Here is a 25,305-nt window from a genome sequence, read left to right as displayed (position 1 = left end):
GAGGTCCGCTCTCCCCGCGAGAGCGGGCACGTGGCTGCCTCCGCACCCGCGACACGACCACGTGGCCGCTTTCGCGAGTTACCGGCGGCGGATGAAGCGCAGCGTGACGATCTCGAACGGGCGCAGGGTGAGGGTGAGGGCGTGCGACTCCACCGGGAGCGGCGCCCCGGCGGCGAGCTCGACGCGGGGCTCGGCCAGCGGGCGCTCGAGCAGGTCGGTCTCCACCACATCCGTCGCCTCGAAATGCCGGATGAGCCGCGCCGTCGACCGATTGCCGTGCGCCTCGTACAGCCGCACGATCACATCCCCGCTCCGGTCTTCGGCGAGCTTGACCGCCTCGATCACCACGGCCGGGTTGTCGACCCGGAGCAGGGGCTCGACGACAGCGTCGGCCACCCCGGTCACGGTGCGCAGCGGCAGGTTCAGCCGGTAGCCCTCGGCCACGGCCTCGGGGATGCCGGAGCCCACCCGCAGGGAGACCCGCAGCTCATGCCGGCCCTGGTCGGCGGCGGGGTCGGGGAACACCGCCGCGCGCAGCAGCGACAGCCGCACCGTGGTCGCGGACCGGCCGGCGCCGTCCGGGGACCGGCTGATGTCATGTCCGTAGGTGGAGTCGTTGGCCACGGCCACCCCGTAGCCGGGCTCGCCCGCGTGCACCCACCGATGCGCCACCGTCTCGAACCGGGCGGCATCCCAGGAGGTGTTGGTGTGCGTGGCCCGGAAGACGTGGCCGAACTGGATCTCCGAGGCGGCCCGGTCGGCGTTCACGTCGAGCGGGAAGGCCAGCTTGAGCAGCTTCTGCCGTTCGTGCCAGTCCAGATCGAAGTGCAGATCCACCGCCGGCGACCCCGCCGACAGGGTGATGTCCTCGACCACGCGGGAGGTCCCGAAGGCACGGGTCACCCGCACGCGGGCCCGGTCGGGCGTGTCCAGGATCACCTCGACGGACTCCGCCGTGGTCAGGTCCACGGTGTTGCGTTTGTAGTGTTCGTCGATGTCCCAGGCGTCCCACTGGGTGGGGGTGTCCCGGTGCAGCTGCAGCAGGTTGCCCCGGGAACCCGCCGGCACCAGCTCGCGGTGCGCGATCACGTCCCACACCGAGCTGAAGAGCCCGTCGGCGTCGATGGTGACGGCCACGAGTCCGTTGTCGAGGACGAGGCCGGCCGCCGTGCGGGTCAGGGTGACGTCAGCCGCCGGCGCCGCCGGATCGGGGTGGGCGGCATCCGCGCCCGCCAGCCCCGCCACGCCGTCAAGGGCGTACGGGCCCGCGTTCAGGAGAACTGTGCTGTCGCCGGTGGAGCACAGCTGCCGCACAGTGGTCTCGATCAGGTCGGTCAGGGTGTCGGCGACGGCGGCGTAGTTGCGTTCGGCTTCCTGGTGCACCCAGGCGATGGAGGAGCCGGGCAGGATGTCGTGGAACTGTTGCAGCAGCACGGTGTGCCAGGTCTGCTCGAGCAGATCGTAGGGGTAGGCGACCCCCGAGCGCACGGATGCCGTGGCCGCCCACAGTTCGGCCTCGCGCAGCAGGTGCTCGCTGCGGCGGTTGCCGCGTTTGGTGCGAGCCTGGGAGGTGTAGGTGCCCCGGTGGAACTCGAGGTACAACTCGCCGAGCCAGACCGGCGGCTCGGGGTACTCGGCCTCGGCCGCCTCGAAAAAGCGTCGCGGGCTGGACAGCTCCACCGTCGGCGAGCCTTCCAGCGACTCGGTTCGGCGGGCGGCGGCGATCATCTCCGTGGTCGGTCCGCCGCCGCCGTCCCCCCATCCGAATGGCACGAGCGACGTGTTGGCCGACCCCTTCTCGGCATATTGGTGCTCCGCTCGCGCCAGCTCCTCCCCCGACAACTCCGCGTTATACGTGTCGACGGGAGGGAAGTGGGTGAAAATCTGGGTGCCATCGATGCCTTCCCACCGGAAGGTGTGGTGCGGCATCAGGTTGGTCTCGTTCCAGGAGGTCTTTTGGGTCAGGAACCACCGCGACCCCGCCGCCGCCACGATCTGCGGCAACGCCGCCGAATAGCCGAACGAGTCGGGCAGCCACACCTCCAGCGGCTCGACGCCGAATTCCTCCATGAAAAAACGCTTCCCGGCGACGAATTGGCGAGCCAGCGCCTCACCACCGGGCATGTTGGTGTCCGACTCCACCCACATCCCACCCACCGGCACAAACGTGCCGGCCGCGACCTGCGCCTTGACCCTGGCGAACAGCTCCGGGTAGTGCTCCTTGAGCCAGGCATACTGCTGGGCGGATGACGCGGCGAAGGTGAAGTCCGGGTTCGCCTCGATCAGGGCCAGCACATTGGAGAAGGTGCGTGCCACCTTGCGCACAGTCTCCCGCACCGGCCAGAGCCAGGCGCTGTCGATGTGGGCGTGGCCCACGGCGTGCAGATGGTGGGCGCTCGCGTTCGCCGGTCGGGCGAGCACTTCGGCGAGCGCGGCGCGTCCACGGGACGCCGTGCCCGCGACGTCGTCAGGGTCCACGACGTCGATGCTGCGTTCCAGCGCCCGTAGGATCTCCGCCCGCCGGGCGAGACCCGTGGGAAGCTCACGCATGAGACCGGTCAGGGTCCAGAAATCCTGCAGGAGCTCCCACACGGTCTGGTCCTTGAGCACCACGTCCACCTGCCGAAGCCGGTAGATCGGGGTGGCTCCGGCCGTGGCGGGGTCGCCCTTATCGGTGGCGACGAAGGTGAAGCCGGAGGTGACATCCGGGTTGGCGGCCGCCTCGATGTAAAGGTCGATGCGCCCACCGGGTCCCACCGTCAGAGGGACGGAGCGGTTGCGGGGCTCGACCGCCTTGAGGATGACACCGTCCGGGGACCAGACCAGGCCTTCGGCCTGGAACCCCGGCGTCGCCTTGCTGAAGCCGAGATCGACCAGGAGTTCGACCCGCAGGGAGTCGTCGACCGGCCACTGGGCCGGAACGCTGCCGGTGACGTGCAACCAGGTCGTTCCCCACGGCCGCCCCCAGGTTCGGCCGGTACCGAACGGGCTGTAGTCCTGGCGGATGGCGTCCATGAAGGGTACGGGCTCACCCGGAGCATCCCACGATTCGATGGCGAGGGGCACGGCGGCCCGGTTGAGGGCTGGTCGGAGCCGTTCCCGGACGAACCGGCTGATCCGCAATTCCACGAGCGTGCTGTCATCATGCATGACTGGTACCGTTCCTAACCCTTGATCGCGCCTGACATGGTGAATGACCCGCCCATGCCGCGGGAAACGAGGACGTAGAGCAGAATCACCGGGACTGAATACAGCACGGAGAACGCGGCGAGCTGACCGTACGCGATGGCACCGTACTGGCCGAAAAAGCTGTAGATGCTCACAGCGGCCGGCTGCTTGCTCGGCGAGAGCAGCAACACGAACGGCACGAAGAAATTGCCCCAGGCCTGGATGAACACGAAGATGAACACCACGCTCAGTCCGGGGCGCATGAGGGGCACAACGATGCGCCGGAGGGCGTTCATCGCTGACGCCCCGTCGACCCAGGCGGCTTCCTCCAGGCTGACCGGAACCGAGTCCATGAAGTTCTTGGTCATCCAAATGGCCATCGGCAGCGAGGTCGCCGCCATGAAGAAGATCGTGGCAGGAATCGAGTCCAGCAGATTAAGGCGAACGAACAGGCTGTACACCGGAACCATGATTGCGGTGATGGGTAGGCAGGTGCCGAACAGGACCCCGTACATGAACGGCTTGTTGAAGCGCATGGTGTACCTGGAGAGCGGGTAGGCAGCCAGCACCGACGCCAGCACAGTGACGACGGCGGCGCCGCCGGAGAGCAGCAGGCTGTTCCAGAGCGGCAGGAACGTCAGCTCGGGGTTGAACACCGCAGCAAAGTTGTCCACGGACAGTTGCTCGGGAATCTGGGTCTGGTAGGTGGCCTTCACGTCGAGGGAGGCCAGGACCAGCCAGGCCAGCGGCAGCAGGAAGCACAGTGCGATGACGATGAGAACGGCATTGGCCAGGATCGCGGCGGTGGCCTTGCGCGGCGAGGCCACCGAGGTGGCGAGGGTGCTGACGGTCATCGGCTCAGACCTTTTCTGGGCGAAGCGCCCGAATGTAGACAAGCGAGAAAGCGGCACCGATGAGCAGCATGACCGTCGCGATGGCGGTGCCGTAGCCGATGTCACCGAACTTGAATGCCTCCTGGAACGCCATGATCGGCAGGGTGGTGCTTTCGTTTCCGGGTCCGCCCGCGGTCATCACCCAGATCAGGGTGAACACCGACAGCGTCTGTAGGGTGATCAGCATCAGGTTGGTGGCGATGCTGTTCTTGATCATCGGGATGGTGATCCAGGTGAGGCGCTTGATGCCGTCGGCGCCGTCAATCATGGCGGCCTCCGTCACCTCTACCGGCACATCGTTCAACGCCGCCCGGTAGACCATCATCGAGAACGCGGTGCCCCGCCAGGCGTTGGCCAGGATGATCGAGAGCATGGGAAAGCTGTACAGCCAGTTCGGTCCGCTCATCCCCGCCGCGGCGAGCACCTGGTTCAGGGTGCCGTCCTCGCTGAAGTAGGCGTAGGCGACGAAGGCGGCGACGATCTCGGGCAGCACCCAGGCCGCGACGACGGCCGTGCCGACCACGGCGCTGACCACCTTGCTTGCCCGGTTCATCAGCAGGGCGATGCCCAGCCCGAGGAAGTTCTGGCCGACGATGGCGGAGGCGACCACGAACACGAAGGTCAGCCACAGCGACAGCGGAAAGACCGGGTCCGTGAACAGGGTGAGGTAGTTGTCCAGGCCCACCCACTGCGGGTCCTGTGCGCTCGCGCCGGTGAGGGCCGCGTCGGTGAAGGACCCGTAGAACGACCAGATGACCGGCCCGAGCAGGAAGATCGCGAGGAGCACGACGGCCGGCGCCAGGGGCAGCACCCGGGTCAGGGTGCGTCCCCGTGGCCGCCGGCGCGGGCCGGGACCCGAGGGTCCCGACCCGGTCACGGTCTCACGAGGAGGGCGGGAAACGGTGTTGGCGGTCATGGACTACTTCGTGGTGACCTTGTCGGCGCCCACGATGCCCTCCACGGCGGTGTCGTACGCGGCCGCCGCTTCATCCACGCTCATCTGCCCGGTGATGACGGCCTCGGTGGCCGCCTGCACTTCGGCGGAGATCTTGGAGTAGTCGCTCGTTGCCGGGCGGTAGTGGGTCACGTCCACCAGCTCGGTCACGTCGGCCACGAACGGGTTCGCGGCGAGGTAGGTCGGTTCGCTGGCGACATCCGTGCGCACGGCAATCTGGGAATTGTTGATCGCGTACCAGAGGGCGTTCTCCTGGCTGACGGCCAGGGCGAGGAAATCGAACGCGAGGTCCGCGTTCGCGGTCTTCGCCCCCACCGCGAGGGTCCAGCCACCCGACATGCTCACACCTCCGGGTTCCTCACCGTTCTGGGTGGGGAACGTCGCGACGGCCATGTCCTCGGTGTACGCCGGCCACTCGTAGGAGCCGCCGGTCTGCCAGAACGACGGGGTGTAGGAACCTTCGACGGTGCCGCCGAGCTTGCCCTGCGGGAACAACTCGCCGAAGACCTTCTTCCACACGTTCGGGTCCAGCGCCTCGGACGGATCGAGGGCGAGCTTCTCCGCGTAGAGGGTCTCCAGGAACTCGAGGGAGTCCTTGAACCCCTGGGATTCGACCACCCATTTCTGGTCGTCCTCGTTGTAGAGGGTGTCTCCGGTGCCGTAGAGCAACTCGTAGAAGCTCTGCATCACGGTGCCCTCGCCGGTGCCCTTACCTGCGTACATGTTGAACGGCACCACGTCGGGCTGGGTGTCCTGGATGGCGCGGGCGGCCGTCAGGATGTCGTCCCAGGTTTCCGGCTGCCACGGCAGCTCGATGCCGGCGGCGGCGAAGACCGGTTTGCTGTACCAGATGCCCCGGGTGTCGGTGCCCAGCGGGACGGCGTAAACGCTGCCGTCATCCCCCATCCCGGCGGCCTTGGCTCCCTCGTTGAACTGCGCCCACTCGTCCCAGTCGGCGAGCTGGTCGTCGATGTTGAGCAGGTAGCCCGCGTCGATGTCGGAGCGCAGCCGGAAGGTGTCCTCGTAGAACACGTCGGGTGCGGTCTCGGCGGACTTCTGCGAGAGCGCGAGCTTGGTGGAGTAATCGTCGTCGTTGGCCTGGATCGGCTCGAGTTCGACGGTGACCCCGGGGTTCGCGGCCTCGAACTCCGGCTTGATCTTAGTGAACAGCTCGTCCAGAGCCGTGAAGGAATCGGTCTTCTGGTACACGATCTTCAGTGATTGGCTGTCGCCGTCGGCGTCGCCTCCGGCAGCCGTACAGCCCGCCAGCGCAACCATCGAGGTTGCCGCCAACACGGACAGGGCGAGTTTTGCGTTGCGATGCATGGTGCTCCTTTGCTCCAGCTCGTGCCCCCCAAACGCTGACCGGCCCAGTTACCGGCAGGTGGCATACGGAAATACTAAATCGAATGGATAAACTCGCACAAGAGCCTGACGGCACCTTTACCGAGCTGTGACTAACCGAGGATCAGACGGGCCGCACGCGGTGCGAGCGTGTGGTCCAGCACCAGGCAGGCGGCGCCGACAGCGCCGACGTCCTCGCCGACTCCCGTGCCCGCCACCTCGATTCGGTGGATGCTCCTGGCGACCGTCAGCTCGTCCAACAGGCCGGGTATCCGGCGCAGGTACACCCGGCTCAGCCGCGACCAGTAGGGCCCGCCGAACACCACCCGGTCGACGTCGAGCAGGTTCGTGAGCACCGACACCGCTTTCGCGACCCGGCCGGCGGACTGCTCCAGGACGGCCAACGCCGCATCCGACCCGCCCTCGGCAAGCTCGCACAGGGCCGAGAACTGCACATCGGTCTCTCGGGCATCCGCGTTCGGCTGCGAGGCGGTCAGCACGCCGAGCCGCACGGCCGCCCGCACCAGGCTCTGCGGGGTGCAGGTGACCGCGACACAGCCCCGAAGCCCACAGCCGCACGGCGGACCGTCCGGATCGACAATGATGTGGCCGATTTCTCCGGAATTGTGCGAGCTGCCGCGCACGACCTCGTCCCGCAGCACCAAACCCGCCCCAATGCCGGTGCCGAGGTAGAAGAACACGAAGCTGCCGACCCCGCTGGGCCCGCCCGCCCACATCTCGGCCACGGCGGCTGCGGTGACGTCCTTGTCTACGATCACCTCGAAGCCGGTCGCCTGCGCGAGGGCATCGCGGAGCGGCACCAGGTGCCAGCCGAGCAGGTGTGGCGGATCGACGACCGTTCCGCGCTCGGGATCGATCGGCCCCGGCGTCGCGACGCCGAGCCCGGCGATCTTCGCGCGGTCCACCCCGGCCTCGCGGATCAGCCGTTCGATCTCCTCCGCGATGTGACGGACGACGTGGTCCGGGTCGCTGGCCGCGGGCGTGGCGCTGCGGGATCGGTGCACGACGGCGCCGGTGAGGTCGAGGATGGCGAAGGTCATCACCGCCGGGTCCAGATGCACGCCTACGGCGTATACGCCGCCGGGGTTCAGCTTCAGGATCGTGCGCGGCTTGCCGGGACCGCTGCTGGCCTTGCCGGCTTCGAGCACCATGTCCCGGTCGATCAGCCGACGACAGATGTTTGAGACGGTCTGCGCGGACAGCCCGGTGGAGTGCCCGAGCTCCACCCGGCTGAGGCCGTTGACCGAGCGGCGGATCGCGTCGAGCACGACGGCGGCATTGAAGTCGCCCATCCGGGGCAGATTCGTGCCACGCCGCGCCCGCAGATCGCCATTTGGAACCACGGATTCACCTCATTGCTTACCTCGGGATGACTGAATCCTATTCGGTCACCCGGCGCACAATGAGCGCAGAGCCGCCGCGCCTACGTGGCGAGGTGGTAGCGCAGACTGGCGAGCTCGGACCGCAGCGCGGCCGGCACCCGGCCGCCGAATCGGCCGAAGAACTCCTCGGTGAGGTCGCACTCGGCCAGCCAGGAGGCCGGGTCGATGCGGAACAGCTGCTCGAGGGCATCCGGTGTCACGTCGAGGCCGTCGACGTTGATGGCGCCGGGCTCCGGCATCCGCCCGATCGGGGTATCGACGGCGTCGACGCTGCCCTCGACCCGGCGGATGATCCACTCGAGCACCCGGGAGTTCTCGCCGAAGCCGGGCCAGAGGAAGCTGCCGTCCTCGCCCTTGCGGAACCAGTTGACCTGGAAGATCGCGGGCGCCTTGACGCCCAGTCCGCGGCCGACCCGCAGCCAGTGCGCCCAGTAGTCGGCCATGTTGTAGCCGCAGAACGGCAGCATTGCGAAGGGGTCTCGGCGCAGCTCTCCCACGGTGCCTTCGGCGGCGGCGGTCTTCTCCGAGGAGATGGTGGCGCCCATGAACACGCCGTGCTTCCAGCTGCGGGCCTCCGCGACCAGCGGCACGTTGGTGGCGCGCCGGCCGCCGAACAGGATGGCGTCGATGGGCACTCCCCCACTGGATTCCCAGCTGTCGGCGATCGACGGGCACTGCGCCGCCGGCACGGTGAATCGGGAGTTGGGGTGCGCGGCCGGCCGGCCGCTGTCGGGCGTCCAGGAGTTGCCCTCCCAGTCGGTGAGGTGCGCGGGCGGGGTGTCGGTCAGGCCCTCCCACCACACGTCGCCGTCGTCGCGGAGGGCGACGTTGGTGAAGATGGTGTTGCCCCACACCGTCTGCACGGCGGTGGGGTTGGTGGTCTCACCGGTGCCGGGGGCCACGCCGAAGAACCCGGCCTCGGGGTTGATCGCCCAGAGCCGGCCGTCGTCGCCGGGGCGCAGCCACGCGATGTCGTCGCCGATGGTCTCCACGGTCCAGCCCGGAACGGTGGGCTTGAGCATCGACAGGTTGGTCTTGCCGCAGGCCGAGGGGAACGCGGCGGCCACATGGTAGGTGCCGCCCTCAGGTGAGGTGACCTTGATCAGCAGCATGTGCTCGGCCAGCCAGCCCTCATCACGGGCCATCACCGACGCGATCCGCAGCGCGAACGACTTCTTCGACAGCAGGGCGTTGCCGCCGTAGCCGGAGCCGAACGACCAGACCTCGCGGTCCTCGGGGAACTGCACGATGTACTTGGTGTCGTTGCTGGGCCAGGTGACATCGGCCCGGCGGATGCCGGCACCGTCCACGAGCGGGAAGCCAACGCTGTGCACGGTGTGCACCCACGGGGCGCCCGCCTCGATCAGGCGCAGCACGGCAGCGCCCATCCGCGTCATGATGCCCATGTGCAGCACCACGTAGGGCGAGTCGGTGATCTCCACGCCGAGTTGCGAGATGGGGCCGCCGAGCGGTCCCATCGAGAACGGCACGACGTACATCGTGCGGCCGCGCATGCTGCCGGCGAAGACGCCGTTCAGTTCGGCGCGCATTGCCTTCGGTTCCGCCCAGTTGTTGGTGGGGCCGGCGTCATCGGGGTCGGTGGAGCAGATGAAGGTGCGGTCCTCCACCCGGGCCACGTCGGTCGGGCTGGTGCGGGCGAGGAAGCTGTTCGGCCGCCACTCCGGGTTGAGCCTGATGAGCTTGCCCTCGTCGACGAGCTGTTTGGACAGGCCGTCGGCCTCCTGCGCGGTGCCGGTGCACCAGACGATGGCGTCGGGCCGGGTGAGGCGGGCAATCTCGTCGACCCAGGCCCGCAGGGCGGGGTCGGTGGTACCCGTGGGTACACCGGGGACGGTGGCGGCCGAGGTCTGGGTCGCGTGTAAGGTGTGGGCGCGGATGTCGCTGCGCACGGGGTGGGTGACGGTCATGGTCTGGCCTTCCTCAGGATTCGGACGGGGCGGGAAGAGTGGGGCAGGAGCGCTAATTTCGTCCTGTGCATTAAGAATGCGACCGAATCGGGGTCAGGAACCGGAAAACAGTCGTTAAGAACCACGGTTCTTTACGTATGCTTAAGGAATGCCAACGCCGGCCTCCGACCTCGTCACCCTGGGTCATCGCATCCGTCACTTTCGGAGCGAGCGCGCGCTCACCCTGGACCAGCTCGGTGAGCAGGTAGGTCTGGCGGCCAGTCAGCTCTCCCTGATCGAGAACGGCCGGCGCGAGCCCAAGCTGTCCGTCCTGCAGCAGTTAGCGCAGGCCCTCGGGGTGCCGCTGGCCGACCTGCTCAGCGGTGAGGCGCCCAACACCCGGGCGGCCCTGGAGATCGAGCTGGCCCGGGCGCAGAAGAACCCGCTCTACGGTGCGCTCGGCCTGCCCCAGGTGAAGGTGACCAAGGGCATGCCGCTGCCGGCGATCGAGTCTCTCGTGGGCCTGCACCGCGAGCTCGCCCGTCGGGCCAGTGAGGCCATCGCCACCCCGGAGGAGGCCCGCCGGGCCAACACCGAACTGCGCGAACGGATGCGGGAACGCGGCAACTACATGTCCGACATCGAAAAACTCGCCGAGGAGCGGGTGCGCGCCTCCGGGCACGTCTCCGGCGCGCTCACCCACCGCGAGGTCAGCGTGATGGCCGAGCAGCTGGGCTTCACCCTGATTTACGTGAACGACCTGCCGCACTCCACCCGGTCGGTGACCGACCTGGCCAACCACCGCATCTACCTGCCGCCGGCGTCGATCCCGGGCGGGCACGGGCTGCGGTCGATGGCGCTGCAGGCGATGGGGCACCGGCTGCTCGGTCACGAGCGCCCGGCCAGCTACGCCGAATTTCTCTGGCAGCGGTTGGAGATCAATTACTTCGCCGCCTGCTGCCTGATGCCGTTGGAGGCCACTCGCACGTTCCTGCAGAACGCCAAGCGGGAGCGGGTGCTCTCGGTGGAAGACCTGCGCGACGCGTTCGGAGTCACCCACGAGGCTGCGGCGCTGCGGCTGACCAACCTGGCCACCACCCACCTGGACATGACCGTGCACTTCCTGCGGGTCACCGGCGACGGCGCGCTGCAGAAGGGCTACGAGAACGACGGCCTGCCGTTGCCCGCGGACGTGACCGGGTCGATCGAAGGCCAGCTGGTCTGCAAGCAGTGGAGCGCCCGCAGCGCGTTCACGCACACCAACCGCACCACCGAGTTCTACCAGTACACCGACACCCCGGCCGGCACCTTCTGGTGCGCCACCCAGACCGGCAGCACCTCGGATGGCGAGTTCTCGATCAGCGTCGGCGCCCCGTTCGCGCAGGCCAAGTGGTTCCGCGGCCGGGAGACCACGCAGCGGGCGGTGTCCCGCTGCCCCGACGAGTCCTGTTGCCGGCGCCCGTCGGGCGCGGTCGCCGCCCGCTGGGACGGCCAGGCCTGGCCGAGCGCCCGGCTGCACGCGCACGTGCTCTCGCCGCTGCCCAGCGGTACCTTCCCCGGCGTCGACGACACCGAGGTGTACAGGTTCCTCGAGGAGCACGCCGACCAATAGCGCCCGGCGCGCCCCGGATGCCCCCATCGTCGTCGGGTTTGGCGAGAGTGTCCCTGGAAGCACCATGTGACGGCTAACGTGAGTAGACGAAGTCTGGGGGCGGCGATGGCGGCGACTACATCTGCGGCGCAGGGTGAACAGACACGGTCAGGTGGGCGGTTCGCCTCGTGGCCGATCTGGATCATGGCGCTCCTGCTGGCGACGTTCTCCGTCGCCATCCTGCTCCGACGTGACACCGAGTTCAGCCCGCTCGTCGACGGGTGGCTGGGGCTGCTCGCAATGGTGGTTCCCATCTTCGTCTGCGTGCGGGCCCTCCACCGCACCCGGTTCGGCCAGCTGGAGCTGGTGCTCGCTGCGGCAGCGGTGACCTCCTGGGCGGTCGGGAACATCTATTTTGTGCTCTCGGCAGGCTTCGGCGTGACGCTGCCGTACCCGTCGCTCGCCGACATCGGGTTCCTGGCCTTCTGCCCCCTGATGATGGCTGCGCTGGTGGTGTTGGTGCGCCGGAAAGCGCGGGACATGGCCTGGTCCGTTGCGCTGGACGGCGCCCTGGGCAGCGTCGCCGCGGCAGCCGTGCTGGCGGTGCTGCTGAATCCCATCCTGGGCCCCGTCGCAGACAGACCGGCCTCGCTGGCCACTGCGGTCGCGGTGTCGTATCCCCTGGCCGACCTGCTGCTCGTGGCCGTCTTCGTCGGGGTCGGGGCCTCCCAGGGGCGGAACGCGGGTCCCCGATGGATCCTGCTCGTGTTGGGCCTGATGACGTTTGCCGCCACCGACGTCACCTACGCCCTGCTGGAACTCACCGACCTGTACGTCGTGGGCACCCCACTCGACATGGGCTGGGCAATCGGCCTCGCCTTTATCGCGTGCTGGATCGACGTATCCGCCCGCGCCGACAGGACGCGACCCGTCCCGGCGTGGTCGATTCCCGCGCAGGCCGTGCCGGCGTTGGCCACGGCCACCGGGCTGGGTGTCCTGATCCTGGCAAGCGAGGTGGAGGTCCCGCCGCTCGCGGTGGCGCTCGCCAGCCTGACCCTGGTGCTGGCCGCGGTTCCCCTGGTGTTCAGGCAGCGGATCCGGCTCGCGGACATGCACCGCCAAGCCATGACGGACGAGCTCACCGGCCTGCCCAACCGGCGCGCACTGTACGCCGAGGTGCCCGCTCGGCTGGCCGCCGATCGGCAACGCCGCAGTGCGCTCCTGCTGCTTGATCTCGACAAATTCAAGGAGGTCAACGACAGCCTCGGACACGACGTTGGCGACGGTCTGCTCCGGGTGGTGGCCGGGCGACTGTCGGCGCAGCTGCGCGAGGCCGATCTGCTGGCCCGACTGGGTGGGGACGAATTCGCCATCCACCTCGACGGATGCGATGTCGCCGCGGCCGAGAGCGTCGCCGTGAAGCTGCGCACGGCACTGGCCGAACCGTTCACCCTGGCCGGCATCACCCTGCAGGCCCACGCCAGCATCGGAATTGCCCTCCACCCCGAGCAGGGCCAGGACCTCACCCTGCTGCTGCGCAAGGCCGACATGGCCATGTACCGGGCGAAGTCCACGCGGGGCGGGCACCACGTCTACCGCGACGACGACGGCCAGGGCGACGAGCGGTTACGCACCCTGGCGGAGCTGCGCACGGCGCTGCTCGAAGACCAGCTGCTGCTCCACTACCAGCCCAAGGTCGATCTCGCTGACGGCACCGTCCGGGGCGTTGAGGCCCTCGTGCGCTGGGATCACCCGGTGCGCGGGCTGCTCTATCCGGATGCCTTCCTCGCACTCGTCGAGGAGGCCGGGCTGATGCCGGCGATGACGCAGATCGTGTTCGAGAAGGCCCTGGATCAGACTGCTCGCTGGCAGGAGCAAGGGCGCACGCTGTCTGTGGCGGTCAATCTCTCGGCAAGCTCACTCGTCGACGTTGAACTGCCCGATCGGATCGCTGACATGGTCGCCGCGCGCGGGCTGGTTCCCTCAGTTCTGGTGCTCGAGATCACCGAAGACTTCCTGATGGGAGACCGGGAACGGGCACACGCCATCCTCACCCGGCTGCGTGACCTCGGGGTGCGGATCGCCGTGGACGATTTCGGCACCGGCTACAGCTCCCTGGCGTATCTCCGTGATCTGCCCATCGACGAGCTGAAGCTGGACAAGTCCTTCGTGATGCCGATGGCCGACGATCCGCGCGCGGCCGCGCTCGTGGCCTCGACCATCGATCTGGCGCACAGCCTCGGCCTGCGGATGGTGGCCGAAGGTGTCGAGAGCAGCGTCGCCTACGCAGACCTCGCCGGCCACGGGTGCGACGTCGCGCAGGGCTTCTTCATTTCCCCGCCCGTGCCGGTAGCCGAACTGGATGCCTGGCTTGCCAGCCGCGAGGTGGCCGTTGTGACCGGCCTCACGGCCACGCTGTTCACCCCTCGTGGGGGCCGGTAGGTTATTGGCTATGATTCAGATCGCGCGTGAGACCCCGACCCGGACGGACGTGCTGCTGTTGCTGGACGAGCACCTGGCCGACATGTTCGCCACCTCACCGGCCGAGAGCGTGCACGCCCTGGACCACTCGGCACTGACGGCGCCGGAGGTCTCGTTCTGGACGGCCCGGGAGGACGGCGTCCTGCTCGGATGCGGGGCCCTGAAACAGCTGACCCCCACCGAGGGTGAGATCAAGTCGATGCGCACCGCGCCGGCAGCGCGCGGACGGGGCATCGCCGCGGCCCTCCTCGGCGAGATCGTGAACGCGGCCCGGCACCGCCGATACGAACGGCTCTACCTCGAGACCGGCAGCCAGGACTTTTTCGCGCCGGCCAGGCGGCTCTACGACCGGCACGGCTTCACCGAGTGCGCCCCGTTCGCGGACTACGTTCTCGACCCGCACAGCACCTTCATGCGTCTCGATCTCGCCGGCGGCTGAACGCCGACCGGTGCCCGGGCACGGGAGTAGGTTGACGCCGTGACCACACTGCAACGGAAGGACCGGCTCCGCGAACGCCTCGGAACCGGTGCGAACGCCTTCGCCAACCATCCATTTCGATGGGCCTTCGTCGCCACTCTCGGCGTGCTGGCGGCTCTGGTAATCGCCGCCGCCGTCGCCGGCATCGGGACCGTGGTCTTCTCGGTGTTCGCTGCCGCGTTCATCACCCTCGGCCTGGATCCGTTGGTGCGGTGGTTCGAACGTCGCGGCATGAAGCGCGGAGGTGCGATCCTCACTGTGAACCTGCTTTTTGTGCTGGTCATCGTCGGCATGCTCTCGCTGGTCCTGCCGCTCGTCATCGGCCAGGCCGTCGCCTTCGTGAACGGCCTGCCGGCGATGCTGGCCGATCTGCGCGCCGAAGACTGGTTCCAGCAGGCGTCGTCGGGCAGCGGCGGACTGCTCACGAATATCTACTCCGGCGTGGTCGACTTCCTCACGAACCCGGCCACCTGGACCGGGATCGGCGGCGGTCTCCTGCAAGTCGGCGTCGCGGTGATCAGTGCGATCTCGACGGCAACGTTCATCTTCATCCTGACCATCTACTTCACAGCCACGCTGGACTCCTCCAAAGCGGCGATCTACACCCTGGTCTCCGCGTCGCACCGCGAACGGGTGGTGGGGCTGGCCGAGCGAATCATGCAGAACATCGGCCGGTACCTCAGCGGCATGGTGGTGTTGGCGTTCCTCAACGCCACCTTCAGCCTCATCCTGTTGACCCTGGTCGGCAACCCGTTCGCGCTGGTCATCTCGGTCTCCGCGTTTTTCATCACCCTGATCCCCCTGATCGGCACGGTGTTGACGACGGCGTTCATGACGATCCTCACGCTGTTCGTTTCGCCGACCGCGGCGCTTGTCGTGCTGATCGCCATGCTCATTTATATGCAGATCGAGGCGTACATTCTCACCCCGAGGGTCATGAGCAAGGCGGTCAATGTTCCCGGCTCCATCGTGCTCATCGCCGCCCTCGCCGGCGGCACGCTCGCCGGCCTGCCCGGGGCGCTCGTCGCCATCCCCGTCGCGGCCGGCATTCTGCTGATCCTCAAGGAAGTGGTCATCCCCGCCAAGGCGCTCAGCTGAGTAACATCCACTTGCTAACTGGCAAGTGAATGCTACATTGACAGTGCGGCAGGGCCGTCGCGGTAATCGGGGGGACATCATGAGCAACCAGCACACGAGTGACAGCGCACAGCCAGGCGCGGCTGCGGCGGCGAAGCTCCTGCAGGCCAGTGACGCGGTCGGCGACCGGGTTCGTGAGGCCATCGATGCCCGCACCCAGGCAATCGTCGACGCCTGGATGGCCGTGGCCGTTCTGGCGTATTCGCTGGCCTTCGCACTCTCCGGCCTCGGCGGTTTCGACGGCGCGGGCCTCATTCCTGGAGTCGTGCACACCGCCGGCGACGGGCTCAACGTGGGGTTCCTGGTGCTCGCGGGGTTCCTCGCTGCCGGCACCCTGACCGACGGACTCACGCAGAGCCAGCGTCGGCCGCGGCGGCCCGGGTCGAAGCGACGCCGCTTCGGCTATTCGATGGCCAGCGTTCTCCCGTTCCTCGCCCTCCTCTACCTGGCGTTCCTGGCGCCCACGGTGCAGTGGCCCGTCGCGCTGATGATTGTGGCCTTTACCGCGGTACCGGTGGTCGTTCTGGCGATTCGCTCAGCGCAGCAGGCCAGGCTGGCCGGAGTTCATCGCCCAGAGCCCGCTCTATCGGGCCTCCTGAGCCCGACCGACCGCGCCGTCACGGTCATCCTGGGTCTGTGGCTGGGCGCGATCGGCATGTTGACCGGAACCCCATTCGGTGTCGCCGGCATCGTCACGGCTGCCGCGTTCTTTCTCGCCATACTCGCCACCCGCACCACCCGCGTGGGCCTGGACCGGCTCACGGAAGACTGGGGCCGCACCCAATGGGCCGCCTTCGGCTGCACCTACCTGTTGATGCTGGGCCTGTCCGTGGTGCTGTCCCGCACCACCTGGGACCTCGGCCTCGTCAGCACCGTCGGAGGTATTCTCATCGCGGCCCCGCTCGTGGTCGCGGCGTTCCGGCCCGCACCCATCTGGGCGGTCTGATGGCGGCACACCACCCCCGCCACAACCTCGATGACGCGCTGCTCACGCCGCTGCGTTTCTCGGTGATGGCGGCGCTCCGGCCGGATGTCGAGATTGACTTCGGCACCCTGCGCGACCTGCTCGAGACCGATGATTCGGCGCTGAGCAAGGCCATCAGCACGCTCGGGACGGCGGGCTACCTCGCCGTGCGCAAGGGCTACGTGGGTAACCGGCCGCGCACCTGGATCACCGCCACGTCCGACGGGATCGCGGCCATGCGCACCCACGTCGACGCACTGCAGGCCATCGCCGCCGGGCTGCGGCCGGCGCCCTGATCTCGCGAGCGCCGAGCGGGGGTGCCGCGGCACGGCCAGTGCCGGACGGACTATGACCCCAACGAGCCCTCGAGCCAGGCAGTCATGCGCCGGAGGCTGGCCTGGGCGCCCGGGTTCTCCGGCTCGTTCAGGTGGCCGTGCCGGGTTCCCGGCTCTTGGCAGACCGTGACATCGACGCCGGCCAGCGCGAGTTCCGCCGCAAAGGCCTGCCCCGACGCGCGCAGGCTGTCGTGCTCGGAATTCAGGACGAGCGTGGGCGGCAGGCCGGCCAGATCGTGACCGCCGGGGAACGCATAGGGATTGTCGAGCCCGGCTGGGTCGCCCACGTAGTTGAGGTTCATCGCCCGCACATCGTCGAGCTCGAACCGTGCGTCAGCGGGCAGCACCGCGATCTTCTGCGCGAGTTCGGTGCTGGGTTCCGGCAGGACGCTGTGCACGAGCGGGTAGACCAGCAGCAGCGACGCCGGCTGTGCGCCGCCGGCGTCCCGCAGCCGCAGCGCCACCCCCGCGGCGAGGGCGCCTCCCGCACTCGCCCCGCCCAACGACAGCCGGTCGGCGTCGATGCCGTACGCGGTCGCCTGATCGGCGGCCCAGCAGAAGGCCGCGGCGACCTCCTCGGACGCCACCGGGAAGAGCACCCCGTCGCGGGCCGGTTCGCTGTCAGTCAGGGCCGCCGACACCGGTGCCAGCCGATATCCGACGCTGATCACGGTGATGCCGCGCGCCGCGAGCTGTTGGGACACCCAGTGCGCCTCGGGCATCTCCAGGTCGCCCCACGCGAAGCCACCCCCGTGCGCCCAGACCAGTGCCGGGCTCTGTTCCGACCCGGCGGCGGCGCGATAGACACGAATCGGGATGGCACAGTACGGGCCGGTAATCGTCAGGGAATCCATGGCTCTGATCCTCCCAGCTGCTGCCGTACCGGCGGCCACTCGACACGCTCGCGACCCGCGGGGTCAGGACCGGGCGCGGCGGCCGAGCTTCGTTGCGGCGTAGAGCAGGCAGCCGACCGCGACGATGATGCCGCTGCGCAGCCAGACTTCACCGCTCTGCTGCGTGAGCAGAACGAGGCAGGAAAGCGCGCCCAGAATTGGCAGCACGCTCCAGGCCCGGAAGTGCTCGTGTTCGACCTTCTCCCGGCGGAGGACAAGAACGGCGATGTTCGTGCTGAGGAACACCAGCAGCAACAGCAACACCACGGTCTCTGCCAGCGTCGCGATACTCCCGGTGGCGGTGAGCACCATCGCGAGGGCCGTGGTGATCACGATCGCCACCCACGGTGTGCCCCGGCCCGGCAGCACCTTGGCGAACACCGACGGCAGTAAGCCCTGCACACCCATCCCGTAGGCCAGTCGGCTGGACATGATCATGGTGAGCAGCGCACCATTCGCAACCGCCACCAACGCGATCAGGCTGAACAGCCAGGCCGGGATGCCCACGCCCGTTGCCTGGATGACGGTGAGCAGCGGACCGGTGGATTCCTTCAGGTCGGCGGCCGGCACGGCCACCGATGCCGCCGTGCCCACCAGCAGGTACAGGATGCCGGCCGTCGCCAACGCGCCGAACAACGCCTTCGGGTACACCCGCGATGGGTTCTTGACCTCTTCGATCACGTTGGCGCTGGTCTCAAACCCCACAAAGGAGTAGTACGCCAGCAGCGCGGCACCGAAGACCGCAATCACCGGGTTCGCGGTGGATTCGAAGGTGACCGCCCGGCTGAGGTCTCCCCCGCCGCCGGAGAACATCACGGCGACCGCAACGACGACGAGCACCAGGCCGGTGGTCTCGATGACTGTCATCACCAGGTTCGCCCGCACCGATTCCTTGATGCCCCGGGCGTTGAGCAACCCGGCGGCGGCGAGGAAGAGCACCGCGCCGAGCACCGGCGGAATGTCGATGAACGTGCCGAGGTAGTCTCCCGCGAACGCGAGAGCGAGGCCGGCGGCGCTGACCACGCCGGCCGCGAGCATGCAGAAGCCGACGAGGAACGCGATGAGCGGCTTCTTGTAGGCGCGTTCCGCGAACACCGCGGAGCCTCCCGCCCGGGGGTACTTCGTGACGAGCTCGGCGTAGGACGCCGCGGTGAGCAGGGCGAGGCCCAGGGCGACGAGCATCGGCACCCAGGTCACGCCGCCGACCTCGCCGGAGATCTGGCCCACCAGCGCGTAGATGCCCGCCCCCAGCACATCGCCCAGGATGAACAGGTACAACATCTTGCCGGAGATGTTGCGCCTGAGTGCTGGCTGGGTTGCGCCTTCTCGCGGGTCGGTGCTGGCGTTTTGCTGTGTCATTCCGATACTTTAACCCGCGCCGCCCATCCCATGGCTACCGAAAAGACCGCACGAAATCGACCCAGCTTTGCGGGCAACTGTTTCCGCACCGGACAATTGTGGCCGGTGTGCCGGCCACAATTGTCCGCACGGGGAACAGTTGGCGGCGACGCGGGTCCGTCAGCCCGCGGCGTGGGCGGCGAGCTTGGCGGTGAAGTCGGAGAACAACAGCCGCAGGTCGAGCCGGGTGTACACCCGCATCGGCCGGGGACCCTGCCGCGGGATGAAGTCGTACGACCCGTCGGCGCGGATGCGCGGCACCGTGCGGGTGACGTACGCACTCGACGAGGGGTCCGCCGCGAACGAGGACTGCAGCGCAGTCAGCAGCACGAGCGGGCTGTCGCCCAGGATGTACGTCTCGCCGAGCGGCGGGCCGTCGGCGCCGACTATCGCGGCAACCCCCGCGAGGGCGTCGTAGAGGTGCGATCCGATGGCGCCGTGCGGTCGAACATCCGTGAGCAGCTCGGCCCAGGAGAAAAGCGCCTGCCGGTACGCATCCCGGGGCACCTGCCAGATCGGCATGAAGGAGTCGAAGATCACCCGGGCGGCGGAGATGTCGATGGCCAGGTTGTATTCCGGGCCGTGCGTTCCGGGCGGCGGCACGGCCAGGCCGTCGTGCTCCGGCCCGCCGATCCAGACCAGGGTGAGCCGGGTCGCGATGCGCGGCTCGAACAGGTACGCGCTGGCGATCTCGGTGAGCCCGGCCCCGCAGGCCACGAACAGCGGCAGATCGGTGTCGGTGCGCATGGCCTCGGCGATGATCGCATCCGTAGCCGCGGAGCGAACCGGCGAGAGCGGGTCGGTCATGCCCAGGTTGGACCCGGCCAGCACGGGGATCGTGCCGGCGCGGCCGAGCAGCTCGAGCACGGTGCGGGCGGCCTCTGCGGCGTTGTCGGCGGTCTGCTCGGACGGGTCGAACGGGTCGCCGGGCCTGAGGTGCGACCCGATGATCGCGCGGATCTCCACGGAGGGCGACAGGACGTGGTGGGCCAGCTGCACCAGGCCGTCGGGATCGCCGGAGAAGTCGTTGTCGATGATCACTCGGGCGCGCGGTTGCACGACCCGGCGCAGCTCGGTCTCGAATGAGGTCAACGCCGGCACCTTCCCTGAGGGGGTATTTCTGACGAGTGTAGTGGTCGCGGCGGTGCGGCTCGCGGCACGTGTTCGGGGTCGCGGCACGGGGTCGATCCCGCGGCACGTGTTGGGGATCGCGGCAGGTGGGAGAACACCTGCCACCGGAAATGCCACGTGCCACCGCACTCGCGTCGTGCCGCCGGGACAACGGCGTGCCACGAGAACCGGTGCGGCTACTGCGGCGCCATCCGGATGCCGCCGTCCAGGCGGATGGTCTCGCCGTTGAGCATCGGGTTCTCCACGATGTGGCGCACCAGGGCGGCGTACTCGGCGGGGTCGCCGAGCCGGGCCGGATGCGGCACCTGGGCGCCGAACGACGCCCGGGCTTCGGCGGGCAGGCCCTGCAGTAACGGGGTGTCGAACAGTCCGGGCGCGATGGTCACGACCCGGATGAGCGAGCGCGCGAACTCCCGAGCCAACGGCAAGGTCATCGCCGAGACCCCGCCCTTCGATGCGGCATAGGCCGCCTGACCGATCTGGCCGTCGAACGCGGCGACGGATGCCGTATTCACGATGACGCCCCGCTCCGGGGTGCCACCCGCCGCGGTTGCTCCCACAGCGTCCACCGGCTCGGTGGCCTGCATGGCCGCGGCAGCCAGGCGCACCACGTTGAAAGTGCCGAGGAGGTTCACCCGCAGCACCCGTTCGAAGTCGGCCAAGGCCATCGGGCCCTGCCGGCCGACGGTGCGCGCCGCGGGCGCGATGCCTGCACAGTTGACCACGATCCGCAGTGGGGCCACGGCTCCGGCGGCCTCGACCGCGGCCTGCACATCGGTCTCCACGGTGACATCCCCCGGCAGGAATATCGGCGACCGCGGTGCAGAACCTGGCGCCGCAGTCAGCTCGGCCGCCCGCTCTGGGCCCGCCGAACTCGCGAGGTCGAACAGCACGACGTGTGCACCGGCCTCGTGCAGGGCCCGCGCGGTGGCCAGTCCGAGGCCGGAGGCGGCGCCGGTGACGAGTGCGGAGCATCCGTTTATGCGCATCAGAGTCGTTCGATGATGGTGGCGTTGGCCATGCCGCCGCCCTCGCACATGGTCTGCAGGCCGTAGCGACCGCCGCCGGACTCGAGGGTGCCGAGCAGGGTGCCCAGCAGCCGGGTGCCCGAGGACCCCAAAGCGTGACCGAGGGCGATCGCGCCGCCGCTGGCGTTGAGCTTCTCGACGTCGGCGCGCAGTTCGCGCTGCCAGACCAGCGGCACGCAGGCGAAGGCCTCGTTGACCTCGTAGGCGGCGAGGTCGTCGATGCCGAGGCCGGTGCGGGCCAGGATGCGCCGGGTGGCGGGGATCACGCCGGTGAGCATCAGCAGCGGGTCACTGCCGGTGACCGCGAAGCTGTGGAACCGAGCCTGGGGGGTGAGGCCGAGCGCGGCGGCGCGGCTGGCGCTCATGATCAGGGCGGCGGAGGCGCCGTCGGTGAGGGGCGAGGAGTTGCCGGCGGTGATCTGCCAGTCCACCTCGGGGAACCGGGCGGCGAGCTCGTCGGTGCGGAATGCCAGCGGCAGCTCGGCGAGGGTCTCGACGGTGCTGCGCCGCCGGATGGTCTCGTCGCCGATGACCTGGCGGCCGTCGGGCAGGGTGACCGGCAGCAGCGTCGCATCGAAGTCGCCTCGCGCGGCGGCCTCGGCGGCGAGCCGGTGTGAGCGGGCGGCGTACGTGTCGAGTTCGGTGCGGGTGAGACCCCATTTGGCGCTGATCAGCTCGGCGGAGACGCCCTGACCGACCAGGCCCTGCGGGTAGCGGGCGTGCATCAGGCGGCCGTGCGGGTCCTGGCTGATGATCGCGGATGCTGGCGAGCCCCAGCCTTCGGAGCGGCCGGCCGCGTCGGAGCCGCCGGCCGGGGTGGGTCCGCCCGCGGAACCCAGCGGGATGCGGCTCATCGATTCGACCCCGCAGGCGATGACGATGTCATAGCTGCCGGCGAGCACACCCTGCGCGGCGAAGGTGGCGGCCTGCTGGCTGGAGCCGCACTGCCGGTCGATGGTGGTGCCGGGCACCGATTCGGGAAACCCGGCGCTGAGCAGCGCGGTGCGGGTGATGTTGGTGCTCTGCTCACCCACCTGGGTGAGGCATCCGCCGATCACGTCGTCGACCAGGGCCGGGTCAAGGTTATTGCGGTTGACCAGGTCCTTCAGCACCCCGGCGAGCAGGTCGGCCGGGTGCACCCCGGAGAGCGCACCGCCGGGCTTACCCCGGCCGGACGGGGTGCGGACAACATCGACGATGACAGCATCATTGCTCATGGCTCCAGCCTATGGGTCCTGGTGAGATCCCGGCCGATGCACGGTGAGCACGTGCGCAGACACGCCCTGCGGACGATGGCTCCGGGTCGCATCCAGCAGCAGCGCCGACCCGGGCGCGGCCTCGGCCCCGTTCACCCGCACGGTGCCGCGCAACGCGAGCAGCAGCTGAGCCCCGGCAGGCAGTTCGGCCTGGGGCGTTAGCGTGCGGATGCTGAACTCGGGCGGTTCGGCGGCGCCGGCGAAGGTCAGGACGACGAGGGAACTCGCCCCTGGCGGCCTGAGTTTGGGCCGTTCGAAACACACCGTGGCGGAGCGCACCGGCATGACGTGCGCGCGGCGCAGGACCCGGTTCGATTCGTTATTGCGCACCGCAACTTGCGGGCCGGCGAGGCCGACCACATAGTGGTGGGTGCCAATGGGTCCGACCAGCAGGCCGGTGGAGTCTTTGATCTCGACCACGCGGAGCTGCCAGCGCAGCGTCAGGTCGTGGTCAAGATCGGCCCAGATCTCGCGGGCGCTACCCCTCCCCTGGTCCAGGGGCTGGCGGGGCAGGTCGGCGAACCGGATGACGCGGGGCGGAGACTGGTCCGCCTCCACGCCGTCATCCTCTTCTGCCGGGATGCTCATCGGTCGTCACGGTCGGGCCGGCCCGGCCCGCCGGGAGCCGACACAAAGATGTGCTGGATGGTTCGCATTTCAACCATCCAGCACATCTCGGTGTTACGAAGGACCGGTACTCAGGCCTTGCTGTCGACGAGGACGTAGCCCTCTTCACCGTGCATCACGGAGTCGATGCCGGCGATCTCGTCTTCGTTCTTCACGCGGAAGCCGATCGTCTTCTCGATCGCGAAGGCGATGCCGAAGGCGAGGACGAACGAGTAGGCGAGAACGGAGAAGGCCGCGATGGCCTGGACGAGCAGCTGGGTGCCGTCGCCGCCCAGGAACAGGCCGGTGCCGTTGGCGAAGAAGCCGAGGTAGAGCGTGCCGATCAGGCCGCCGACGAGGTGGATGCCCACGACGTCGAGCGAGTCATCGAAGCCCAGCTTGAACTTGAGGTCCACAGCGATGGCGCAGACCGCACCGGCGAGGACACCGAGCACAATGGCCCAGATCGGCTGCAGGGAGGCACAGGCCGGGGTGATTGCGACGAGTCCGGCGACGGCGCCGGATGCGGCACCGACCGACGTGGGCTTGCCGTCGCGGATCTTTTCGACCACGAGCCAGGCGAGCAGGGCGGCAGAGGGTGCAGCGATGGTGTTGACGAACGCGAGGGCCGCGGTTCCGTCGGCGGCCAGCTCGGAACCGGCGTTGAAACCGAACCACCCGAACCAGAGCAGACCGGCGCCGAGGAGCACGAAGGGCGGGTTGTGCGGAACGTGCACGCCCTTCTGGAAGCCGACCCGCTTGCCGAGCACCAGGGCGAGGGCGAGGGCTGCGGCACCGGCGTTGATGTGCACCGCGGTACCACCGGCGAAGTCGATCGCGCCGAGGCCGAAGACCGACTGCAGGCCGTGGGTGATCCAGCCGCCGTAGGAGAAGCTGCCGTCCTCGGCCAGGCCGAAGTTGAAGACCCAGCTGGCGACCGGGAAGTAGACGACCGTCGCCCAGATCGCGGCGAAGATCATCCAGGAACCGAACTTGGCGCGGTCGGCGATGGCGCCGGAGATCAGCGCGACCGTGATGATGGCGAAGGTGGCCTGGAACGCGACGAAGGCCAGCGGCGGGTACATCGCGCCCTCAGGGGTTTCCAGCGCGGCGGTCAGGCCGATGTTGGACCAGTCGATCGCCCACGGCGCGACGGTGCCTTCGGATGCCGGGAACGCGATCGCGTAGCCGTAGATGACCCAGAGCACGCCGATCAGCCCGAGGGCGCCGAAGCTCATCATCATCATGCTGATGACGCTCTTGGCCTTGACCAGCCCCCCGTAGAAGAACGCGAGTCCTGGGGTCATGAGCAGGACGAACGCTGCGGAAATCAGCAAGAAAGCTGTATTGCCTTGATCCATTGGAAAAACCTCTCTGCACGGACGCAGCGGCTCGCGTCGGGTAAGACATACCCTGACAGGGCTGTGTTACACCCTCGGCAAAGCTCTGTTTCGAACACGTTGCAGAGAGCGCCCCTGTGTAAACAACAGATGACGTGAGGCTCAGAGGTCGGCGAGAGTCAGCTGGAAAGTGCCCACATCGCGACGGCGCTGGCCGCCGCCACGTTAAGGGAGTCGATGCCGTGTTTCATCGGGATCTGCACCACGGCGTCCGCCGCGGCGAGCGCCTCGTCGGTGAGCCCCTCCCCCTCCGCGCCGAGCAGCAACGCCAGCCTGGCGTGCTGGTCGCCGTGGAAGTCGCGCAGGCTCACCGCATCCGGGGTGAGCGCCAGGGCGGCGACGTGGAAGCCGTGCTCGGTGAGCAGCCGCCGGGTGCTGGGCCAGTCACCCACCCGGGTCCACGGCACCTGCAGCACGGTACCCATCGACACCCGGATGGCCCGACGGTAGAACGGGTCGGAGCAGCGCGGGGTGACCAGGATCGCATCAGCGCCGATCGCGCCGGCGGAGCGGAAGATGGCACCGACGTTGGTGGGGTCGGTGACGTTCTCCAGAATCAGGATGCGCCGGGCATCCGACAGCAGCGCCGCCGGGTCCGGCAACACGGGCCGGTGCATCGCGGCGATCAGGCCACGGTGCAGCACGTAACCGGTGAGCTCCGTGAGCAGCTCCCCCGCGCCCACGAACACCGGCACGTCGTCGCCGACGAGAGCCCGGGCCTCGTCGAGGGTGTTCGCCAGGGTGAGCACCGACCGCGGCCGGTGCCCCGCCCGCAGCGCCCGCTCGAGCACCAGCGCGGACTCGGCGATGTACAGGCCGTGTTCGGTGCCGCGCGCCTTCTTGAGCGCCACATCCGTGGACTGGGTGTAGTCGGCCAACCGTGGGTCGCTCAGCTCATGAATCTCGATTATCGGCACCCCAAAAGCCTACCGACGCC

At 68.7% G+C, this 25,305-nt stretch carries 20 protein-coding genes; 6 read left to right on the top strand and 14 right to left on the bottom strand.

Annotation, left to right across the window (positions count from 1 at the left end; genetic code table 11):
* Positions 1-78 precede the first annotated feature (78 nt).
* The 6 genes from RCH12_RS02575 to RCH12_RS02550 form a co-directional block, all read right to left on the bottom strand.
* Entirely contained in the window at positions 79-3,150 is a 3,072-nt protein-coding gene (locus tag RCH12_RS02575) for an alpha-mannosidase (protein ID WP_327015968.1), read from the bottom strand.
* A 14-nt stretch (positions 3,151-3,164) separates the two neighbouring features.
* On the bottom strand, positions 3,165-4,022 hold the full coding sequence (locus RCH12_RS02570; protein ID WP_134409448.1) for a carbohydrate ABC transporter permease: 858 nt from the start codon (positions 4,020-4,022) through the stop codon (positions 3,165-3,167).
* Between the two features lie 4 nt (positions 4,023-4,026).
* A complete protein-coding gene (locus RCH12_RS02565; protein WP_327015967.1) occupies positions 4,027-4,977 on the bottom strand; it encodes a carbohydrate ABC transporter permease in 951 nt (316 codons plus the stop codon).
* Between the two features lie 3 nt (positions 4,978-4,980).
* Positions 4,981-6,342, bottom strand: a complete 1,362-nt coding sequence (locus RCH12_RS02560; protein WP_088455223.1) for an extracellular solute-binding protein — start codon at positions 6,340-6,342, stop codon at positions 4,981-4,983.
* Positions 6,343-6,473: 131 nt separating this feature from the next.
* The gene (locus RCH12_RS02555; RefSeq protein ID WP_327015966.1) at positions 6,474-7,673 is read right to left on the bottom strand and encodes an ROK family protein; all 1,200 of its coding nucleotides are present in this window, start codon (positions 7,671-7,673) and stop codon (positions 6,474-6,476) included.
* A gap of 131 nt (positions 7,674-7,804) precedes the next feature.
* Positions 7,805-9,691: a phosphoenolpyruvate carboxykinase (GTP) gene (locus tag RCH12_RS02550; protein WP_088455221.1), complete on the bottom strand. Its 1,887-nt coding sequence runs from the start codon at positions 9,689-9,691 to the stop codon at positions 7,805-7,807.
* 148 nt (positions 9,692-9,839) lie between these two features.
* Here RCH12_RS02550 and RCH12_RS02545 point away from each other — a divergent pair, with 148 nt between their 5' ends.
* From RCH12_RS02545 to RCH12_RS02520, 6 genes are all read left to right on the top strand, one after another.
* Entirely contained in the window at positions 9,840-11,282 is a 1,443-nt protein-coding gene (locus RCH12_RS02545; RefSeq protein WP_088455220.1) for a helix-turn-helix domain-containing protein, read from the top strand.
* Positions 11,283-11,465: 183 nt separating this feature from the next.
* Positions 11,466-13,703 carry a putative bifunctional diguanylate cyclase/phosphodiesterase gene (locus tag RCH12_RS02540; protein ID WP_166789307.1) on the top strand — a complete coding sequence of 746 codons (2,238 nt, stop codon included), beginning with the start codon at positions 11,466-11,468 and terminating at the stop codon, positions 13,701-13,703.
* Between the two features lie 10 nt (positions 13,704-13,713).
* The gene (locus RCH12_RS02535; RefSeq protein ID WP_327015965.1) at positions 13,714-14,181 is read left to right on the top strand and encodes a GNAT family N-acetyltransferase; all 468 of its coding nucleotides are present in this window, start codon (positions 13,714-13,716) and stop codon (positions 14,179-14,181) included.
* Between the two features lie 39 nt (positions 14,182-14,220).
* Positions 14,221-15,318: an AI-2E family transporter gene (locus tag RCH12_RS02530; RefSeq protein ID WP_327015964.1), complete on the top strand. Its 1,098-nt coding sequence runs from the start codon at positions 14,221-14,223 to the stop codon at positions 15,316-15,318.
* Positions 15,319-15,397: 79 nt separating this feature from the next.
* A complete protein-coding gene (locus tag RCH12_RS02525) occupies positions 15,398-16,303 on the top strand; it encodes a hypothetical protein (protein WP_327015963.1) in 906 nt (301 codons plus the stop codon).
* Complete coding sequence (locus RCH12_RS02520; RefSeq protein ID WP_088455215.1) at positions 16,303-16,617, top strand: transcriptional regulator; 315 nt, start codon at positions 16,303-16,305, stop codon at positions 16,615-16,617. Before RCH12_RS02525 ends, RCH12_RS02520 begins: the two co-directional genes overlap by 1 nt.
* Positions 16,618-16,667: 50 nt before the next feature.
* Here RCH12_RS02520 and RCH12_RS02515 read toward each other — a convergent pair whose 3' ends face one another.
* From RCH12_RS02515 to RCH12_RS02480, 8 genes are all read right to left on the bottom strand, one after another.
* Entirely contained in the window at positions 16,668-17,510 is an 843-nt protein-coding gene (locus RCH12_RS02515) for an alpha/beta hydrolase (protein WP_327015962.1), read from the bottom strand.
* A gap of 63 nt (positions 17,511-17,573) precedes the next feature.
* Positions 17,574-18,908, bottom strand: coding sequence for an APC family permease (locus tag RCH12_RS02510; RefSeq protein WP_327015961.1), 1,335 nt, complete (start codon positions 18,906-18,908; stop codon positions 17,574-17,576).
* Positions 18,909-19,067: 159 nt separating this feature from the next.
* Positions 19,068-20,039 carry a nucleoside hydrolase gene (locus RCH12_RS02505; protein ID WP_198414931.1) on the bottom strand — a complete coding sequence of 324 codons (972 nt, stop codon included), beginning with the start codon at positions 20,037-20,039 and terminating at the stop codon, positions 19,068-19,070.
* Positions 20,040-20,254: 215 nt separating this feature from the next.
* Complete coding sequence (locus RCH12_RS02500; RefSeq protein WP_327015960.1) at positions 20,255-21,067, bottom strand: SDR family NAD(P)-dependent oxidoreductase; 813 nt, start codon at positions 21,065-21,067, stop codon at positions 20,255-20,257.
* Positions 21,067-22,323: a thiolase family protein gene (locus RCH12_RS02495; protein WP_327015959.1), complete on the bottom strand. Its 1,257-nt coding sequence runs from the start codon at positions 22,321-22,323 to the stop codon at positions 21,067-21,069. The genes RCH12_RS02500 and RCH12_RS02495 overlap by 1 nt, the downstream gene beginning before the upstream one ends.
* 9 nt (positions 22,324-22,332) lie before the next feature.
* The gene (locus tag RCH12_RS02490; protein WP_327015958.1) at positions 22,333-22,950 is read right to left on the bottom strand and encodes a hypothetical protein; all 618 of its coding nucleotides are present in this window, start codon (positions 22,948-22,950) and stop codon (positions 22,333-22,335) included.
* A 110-nt stretch (positions 22,951-23,060) separates the two neighbouring features.
* On the bottom strand, positions 23,061-24,329 hold the full coding sequence (locus tag RCH12_RS02485; protein WP_088455208.1) for an ammonium transporter: 1,269 nt from the start codon (positions 24,327-24,329) through the stop codon (positions 23,061-23,063).
* Between the two features lie 158 nt (positions 24,330-24,487).
* Positions 24,488-25,285, bottom strand: a complete 798-nt coding sequence (locus RCH12_RS02480) for a TrmH family RNA methyltransferase (protein WP_088455207.1) — start codon at positions 25,283-25,285, stop codon at positions 24,488-24,490.
* Positions 25,286-25,305 lie beyond the last annotated feature (20 nt).

It is taken from the genome of Cryobacterium sp. MP_3.1 (assembly GCF_035984795.1).
In the GTDB taxonomy this organism is placed as follows: Bacteria; Actinomycetota; Actinomycetes; order Actinomycetales; family Microbacteriaceae; genus Cryobacterium; species Cryobacterium zongtaii.
The sequence above is the reverse complement of the archived record's forward strand: the minus strand, read 5'-3'. Positions and strand labels throughout refer to the sequence as shown.